The sequence below is a fragment of the Mycobacterium arosiense ATCC BAA-1401 = DSM 45069 genome, from assembly GCF_002086125.1.
In the GTDB taxonomy this organism is placed as follows: domain Bacteria; phylum Actinomycetota; class Actinomycetes; order Mycobacteriales; family Mycobacteriaceae; genus Mycobacterium; species Mycobacterium arosiense.
In genome coordinates this window covers 1-549 of sequence record NZ_MVHG01000240.1, presented here as the reverse complement: position 1 = coordinate 549, position 549 = coordinate 1, and the positions used below count along the sequence as shown (strand labels likewise).

Annotated in this window: 1 protein-coding gene; it reads left to right on the top strand. The window is 65.8% G+C overall.

All coding sequences use genetic code 11. The annotated features are described in order from the left end of the window. Positions 1 to 549 (top strand): AMP-binding enzyme (locus BST14_RS28290; RefSeq protein WP_142279689.1); only part of this gene is annotated, 549 nt, incomplete at both ends.

Genomic DNA, 549 nt, shown 5'->3' with positions numbered 1-549 from the left:
CGGGCCGGCGGTGGCGCACGGTTATGTGGGCCGGGCCGCGTTGACCGCGGAACGGTTCGTGGCCAATCCTTTTGGCGCCCCGCACGGGGCCCCGGGAACACGTATGTATCGCAGCGGGGATCTGGTGCGCTGGACGGCTGAGGGCACCCTGGATTATCTCGGCCGGGCTGACACCCAGGTGAAACTGCGCGGGCAACGCATCGAGCTGGGCGAGATCGAAAACACCCTGCTTTCCTGCCCGCAGGTCACCCAGGCCGCGGCCGTTATCCACCACGGCGACACTGCCTCTCATCTCGTCGCGTATGTGACCCTCGATCACACCGCCGCCGTCACCGCGGACGACGACGCCGAAATCGTCGACCAATGGCAACACATCTACGACGAGCTCTACGACGCTGAACTGGATGCGCCGGAGTTCGGTAGCGATTTCCGGGGCTGGAACAGCAGCCTGACCGGTGACCCGATTCCGCTTGAGGACATGGTGGAGTGGCGTTCGGCCACGGTGAACCGGATTCTGGCTGTGCAGCCGCGGCGGGTGTTGGAGATCGG